The 6,000-nt window shown below is 59.9% G+C and carries 4 protein-coding genes and 2 pseudogenes; 4 read left to right on the plus strand and 2 right to left on the minus strand.

Features of this window, described 5'->3' with window-relative positions:
* Window positions 1-19: 19 nt before the first annotated feature.
* Window positions 20-481, minus strand: coding sequence for a winged helix-turn-helix transcriptional regulator (locus tag AC5ZG1_RS38120; RefSeq protein WP_496135961.1), 462 nt, complete (start codon window positions 479-481; stop codon window positions 20-22).
* 84 nt (window positions 482-565) lie between these two features.
* Between AC5ZG1_RS38120 and AC5ZG1_RS38125 the strand changes: the two genes are divergently transcribed.
* Together AC5ZG1_RS38125 and AC5ZG1_RS38130 are read left to right on the plus strand one after the other, a co-directional pair.
* On the plus strand, window positions 566-1,741 hold the full coding sequence (locus tag AC5ZG1_RS38125) for an alkene reductase (RefSeq protein ID WP_496135962.1): 1,176 nt from the start codon (window positions 566-568) through the stop codon (window positions 1,739-1,741).
* A gap of 176 nt (window positions 1,742-1,917) precedes the next feature.
* A pseudogene (locus AC5ZG1_RS38130) lies at window positions 1,918-2,322 on the plus strand (MBL fold metallo-hydrolase); the annotation flags it as partial.
* 84 nt (window positions 2,323-2,406) lie between these two features.
* On the opposite strand, the pseudogene AC5ZG1_RS38135 reads toward AC5ZG1_RS38130, so the two are convergent.
* Window positions 2,407-2,520, minus strand: a pseudogene (locus AC5ZG1_RS38135) ((2Fe-2S)-binding protein); the annotation flags it as partial.
* A gap of 323 nt (window positions 2,521-2,843) precedes the next feature.
* On the opposite strand from AC5ZG1_RS38135, the gene AC5ZG1_RS38140 reads away from it, so the two are divergent.
* Complete coding sequence (locus tag AC5ZG1_RS38140; protein WP_464349665.1) at window positions 2,844-3,053, plus strand: hypothetical protein; 210 nt, start codon at window positions 2,844-2,846, stop codon at window positions 3,051-3,053.
* An 11-nt stretch (window positions 3,054-3,064) separates the two neighbouring features.
* Window positions 3,065-6,000, plus strand: a 2,936-nt coding sequence (locus tag AC5ZG1_RS38145; protein ID WP_496135963.1) for a formate dehydrogenase subunit alpha, incomplete at its 3' end; no start/stop codon positions are given.

Below are 6,000 nucleotides of genomic sequence, written 5' to 3' on the forward strand. Positions count from 1 at the left end.
GGGCCTTTCCGATCGGGAGTTATGGACGGCGGATGCGCGACAACGATACGCCTGGACGCGGTGTCGCGCGGGGCTCACGTGATGAGGAATGCGCCTGAACCTCTCGGACAGTGCGATCTCGAACGACAGCGTCGCATGGCAGAAGCCTATGGACCTCATCGAGCTCCTTGGCGTGATGGGCTCCCCATTCGATGACCGCCTCCAAGATGGACCGCAGGCTTTCGCCGAGCGGGGTGAGCAGGTATTCGATGCCCTGACGATGTCCGGCGCTGGGCTGCCGGCTCACCATTCCGTGTTCCTCAAGCGCTCGCAGTTGCTCGAGCAACACCTTCTGCGAGATGCCGGTGATGCGCTGTTCCAGCTCGCATGTGCGTTGCGGGCCATCCAACAGCACATGAAGAATGACCGCCTTCCAACGTCCCGAAAAGACGCCTAGCGCGCGCTCGGCCGGCAAGCCCGGGAGTCTCTTCATGATCTTCATTCGCCACCACTGACTAAACGGTGTGTAGATGGGTACGGCTGCCGAAAAGTAAACCTTCGATGGCAACCGACCGAGGGAAAAGCTATGACTGACCTATTCGAATCTCAACTGCTTGGCGGCACTGTTCCGCTGAAGAACCGCATCGTCATGCCGCCCATGACTCGCACGCGAACGTCTGAAGGCGACCTCCCGACCGATGGTGACCTCCCGAACGAGCTGATCGCCACCTATTACGGCCAGCGGGCCAGTGCCGGTCTGATCATTACCGAGGCCGCCGACGTGGATCAGTCCAGCCACGGTTACGCGAGGACACCCGGAATTCACTCCGAAGCCCAAATGCAGGGCTGGCGTCTGGTGACCGATGAGGTTCACCGTCATGGCGGCACGATCTTTCTGCAGTTGTGGCACGTCGGCAGGATGGCCCATTCCTCGATTCTGCCGAACGACCAGGCCCCGGTGGGTGTCACCGAGCAACGGGCCGAGGGCTCGTCGGTGTTTGCCCACGGTCCGGACGGCCGGTTGGGTTATATGCCTGCGGAGACGCCGAGGCCGCTCAGCACGGATGAGGTGTCGGCCATGGTGGGCACCTTCGCCAAAGCCGCCGCCAATGCACGGCACGCCGGTTTCGATGGTGTCGAACTCCATGCAGCCAACGGCTATCTGTTCGACCAGTTCATGAACTCAGTGCTCAATACGCGCACCGACCGCTACGGCGGGGGCAGCATGGAAGATCGTACGCGCTTCCTGATGGAAGTCGTCGATGCAGTGGTGGCTGAATTCGGTCCGGGGCGCGTGGGTGTTCGCCTGTCTCCGTTCGGCAAGTACAACTCCATGCCGCCGGAGCCGCTTGTCGAGGAAACGTTTTTGTACCTTGCCGAGCAATTGGGGCGACGCGGCGTGGCATACATCCATCTGCTCTACGAGCTGATGCCCGAAGGAAATATGGAGACGGCGGAGTTCAAACCTCGGTACCTCGACCACGCTCTGCTTGCCAAGGCTCGGGCGGCGTTTCCTGGCGCCTTCATTTGGTGTGGCGGCTTCAAGGACCGCGAGCGCGCCCAAGCTTCGCTCGACACCGGGCTGGTGGACCTGATCGCCTTCGGCAGACCATATATCGCAAACCCGGACCTTGTTGAGCGTCTCAAGCACGGCTGGCCGTTAGCCGTAGCGGACCGATCAACTTATTACACCCGACGCGGCGAGGTGGGTTTCACGGACTTCCCTGCTTATCCGATCAGGGCTGCACGCGACGCAGCCTGACCGCGGCGGTGGGACGAGCAGGCGTTGCGCCGGGCAATTCTGCGGACCCCTGCTGGTCGACCACGAAACCCGGCCGCGCGTCGCTGACGAGGTCGTCCTGATCTCCCCCGTAAATCCGGGTCAGGTGCGCTTGGCCGCCCTTGTTCACGAGAGGTAGAGACATCATGACAAAACGGGCATGGCCAGCCCACACGGACAGTGACATCTCGGTCTTGTTCTCTGAGGCAAACGTCTTGCATACGGGAGACACGTTCTGGAACGGGATCTATCCGTTTATCGACTATTCCACGGGCGGAAGCATCGACGGGACGATCAAGGCAACGGAGGAGAATCTTGCCCGCGTGGCTGACGATACGATCATCATTCCCGGCCACGGCAAACCCGTGAGCAATAAAGCTGAACTCAAAGAATGCAGGGATATGCTCGTGACCATCCGAGACAAGGTGGCCAATTTAAAAAAGCAGGGCAAGTCCCGAGAAGAGGTCGTAGTTGCGAAGCCAACCGCAGCCTTCGATACGAAGTGGGGACCGTTCGTCATCGACGCCGATTTCTTCACTCGGCTTGTCTACGAAGGAGTGTGACGTCGTCGCTTAGTCATCAACAAATGAGATGCGCCCTTCGCTTTGCTTTAGCCTACCCAAGGGAGTTTGTGACATGGCTGCTTCACCCTTCTTGGTGCCGGTCAGATCCAGATGGTCGCGCAGCAACTCGAGGAGCGTAGTCCATGGCGTGACTTTGAGTTGAGTTTCGACACCGTTGACGATCATCGCTACCGACATCTTGTCGGGTACCGGAAGAGGATTCCTGCTTCGTTGCGTCGTGCTTCTTCGCGCCATCGTGGTTACTCGGCCCATGCACCGTGAAGTCGAGCATTCATCTGAATGCGTCTCGAGGCAGAATATTCTGGCTGCATCTTCGAGCCTACCTAACGCTTCTGGCTTCTATTGGATGCCTTCACAAGAAAAATTTCGCGCGGGCCGTAACCGCGCCTCCTTGGAGCGATTGAAAGCGTGGTACTTGCGTGGTAACTTACTTCAGCGAAGTCAAAGGCGAGCTGCGTGCGGGCGATGGAGCCGCAGCTCGAGTGGGGAGTGCGGCCTTCATGAAGGAACGCCTCAACACAATTATCCGCCGGCGCGATCTGCTGAGCTTTGCTGTTGCCGGCGCTGGAGCAGCGGCCGCGAGCGCCGTGGTGCCTGAACGGACTGCCGCCAAATCCGTCGATCTCAAAGATAAGCCCAAGGCGCGCTACCGGGCCAGCTCCACGGAGGTCAGAGACTTCTACCGCGTCAACAGTTATCCGACCCGATAAAGGAGACGTCCATGTTGATCAAGAGGACGGAAGGTTATCGGTATCGCGGAAGGGTGGCCGCCGCGCAGGCGGGTGAAACAAGTAATGACCTGGATCGTCGGACGTTCCTGAAGCGCTCCGGCGTCGCCGCCGGAGCGTTGGCTGCGCTTGGCAATCTCCCGCTCGGCGGCGTGCGCAAAGCCGAGGCTGGTCCGCCACCTCCCACGGGGGCCGCGGTTATAACTCGCAAGAATGTCTGCACCCATTGTTCGGTCGGTTGCTCGGTCATCGGACTCGTCGCAAATGGCGTGTGGATCGGCCAGGAACCGGACTACGATAGCCCGATCAATCGAGGATCGCATTGCTGCAAAGGCGCGGCGGTGCGTGACGACGTACTAGGCCAGCGCCGCTTGCGCTACCCCGTGAAGCTCGTCAACGGTCAATGGGTGCGGCTTTCCTGGGAAAAGGCGATCGACGAAATCGGCGACAAGCTGCTTGAGATCCGCCAGAAGTCTGGACCGGACTCGGTGTACTGGTTGGGATCGGCCAAGTTCACCAACGAAGCTGCCTATCTCAATCGCAAGTTCGCCGCCTTCTGGGGAACCAATAATTCCGATCATCAGGCGCGTATCTGTCATTCCACTACGGTCACCGGCGTAGCCAATACCTGGGGCTTTGGCGCGATGACGAACAGTTACAATGATATCCGCAATGCCAAGACCATTATGATCATGGGCGGCAATCCTGCTGAGGCACATCCGGTTTCGCTTCAGCATATCCTTGAGGGCAAGGAACTGAACCGCGCCAACATGATCGTCATCGATCCGCGCATGACACGGACCGCCGCGCACGCAACCGAATATGTCCGCGTGCGTCCCGGCACTCATATCGCGACGATCTTCGGCATGCTTTGGCACATTTTCCAGAACGGCTGGGAGGACAAGGAATATCTGCGTCAGCGGGTATATGGCGTCGACGAAATCCGCAAAGCTGTGGCGAAGTGGACGCCCACCGAAGTTGAACGCGTCACAGGTCTGCCTGAAGCGCAGGTCAAGCACATCGCCGAACTTTTCGCCAAGGAAAAGCCCGCAACCCTGATCTGGGCGATGGGGCAGACCCAGTTCGCGACCGGCACGGCGAATGTCCGTGCGAGCTGCATTCTGCTGCTTGCCACCGGCAATGTCGGCATGGCCGGCGCCGGCGCCAACATCTTCCGCGGCCACACCAACGTGCAGGGAGCGACGGATCTTGGTCTCGATGTGACAACGCTGCCGCTCTACTACGGCCTTGCTGAAGACGCCTGGCGCCATTGGTGCGGTGTCTGGGAGGTGGACTACGACTGGATGGCTTCGCGCTTCCCGAACAAGAAGCTGATGGAAACACCGGGTATTCCGAGTACGCGCTGGTTCGACGCGACCTTGCTGCCGAAAGACCAGGTGAGCCAGCCTGACAATGTGCAGGCCATGTTCATTATGGGACATGGCGTCAATACCATTACCCGGATGGCGGAAGCCAGGCGTGGCATGGAGAAACTCGATCTGCTGGTGGTCTGCGATCCTTATCCCACGGCATGGTCGGTCGTCTCAGAACGCAAAGACGGCACTTACCTTCTGCCGGCCTGCACCAGCTTCGAGATGGATGGCTCGCGTACCGCCTCGAACCGCTCGCTGCAGTGGGGCGAGAAAATCGTCGATCCCGTCTTCGAGGCGAAAAACGACTACGACACGATGTACCTGCTCGCCCGCAAGCTCGGCTTCGCCGACCGGATGTTCAAGAACATCAAGGTCGAAAACAACGCCGTGTCGGCGGAAGATATTCTACGCGAAATCAACCGCGGCGGCTGGTCAACGGGCTATTGCGGGCAGTCGCCGGAACGGCTCAAGGCGCACATGAGGAACCAGGCCAAGTTCGATCTGGTCACCCTGCGAGCGCCGAAAGACGATCCGGAGGTTGGTGGAGATTATTACGGCCTGCCGTGGCCATGCTGGGGCACGCCGGAGTTCAGGCATCCGGGCACGCCGATCCTTTACAACAACAATCTTTCGGTGAAGGAAGGCGGCGGCACTTTCCGCGCCCGGTTCGGCGTCGAACGCATCGTCAAACGCAAGGTGATGGAGAACGGACAGGAAGTCGAAAAGGAAGAACACGACAACCTGCTTGCCGAAGGCTCCTATTCAGTCGGTTCTGAAATCAAGGATGGATACCCGGAATTCACCCTGGCCGTGCTGAAGAAACTCGGTTGGGACAAGGATCTCACCGCGCAGGAAATGGAAATCATCCAACGTGTGAATCCGGCCAATCCCGATGTGGTGTCCTGGTCGACCGATCTTTCCGGGGGCATTCAGCGTGTGTCGATCGAACACGGCTGTTCGCCGTCTGGCAACGGCAAGGCGCGGATGATCGCCTGGAATTTGCCCGATCCAATTCCCGTTCACCGCGAGCCGATCTATACTCCGCGCCCCGATCTGGTTGCGGACTATCCGACGTCACCGGATGCGAGACAGTTCCGCGTACCTAATATCGGCTTCACTGTGCAGAAGTCTGCCGTCGACAGGGGCATCGCCAAACAGTTTCCGCTGATTCTGACCTCCGGGAGGCTTGTGGAATATGAAGGCGGCGGCGAGGAGACGCGCTCCAACAAGTGGCTCGCTGAATTGAAGCAGTACATGTACGTCGAGATCAACCCGGCCGACGCCGCCGAGCGCGGCATCAAGGACGGCGGCTGGGTGTGGGTGACGGGTGCCGAGAACAGCTCGCGGACCCGTGTCAAGGCGATGGTCACCGAGCGCGTCGGCAAGGGCGTCGCCTGGATGCCCTATCACTTCGCTGGCTGGTTCGAGGGCGCCGACCTCCGCGCCAGATATCCGAAGGGCGCCGATCCGATCGTGCTCGGCGAAAGCGTGAATACTCTGACGACCTATGGCTACGACCCAGCAACCGGCATGCAGGAGCCGAAGGCGACGCTTTG

The organism is Bradyrhizobium sp. Leo78, from assembly GCF_059512425.1.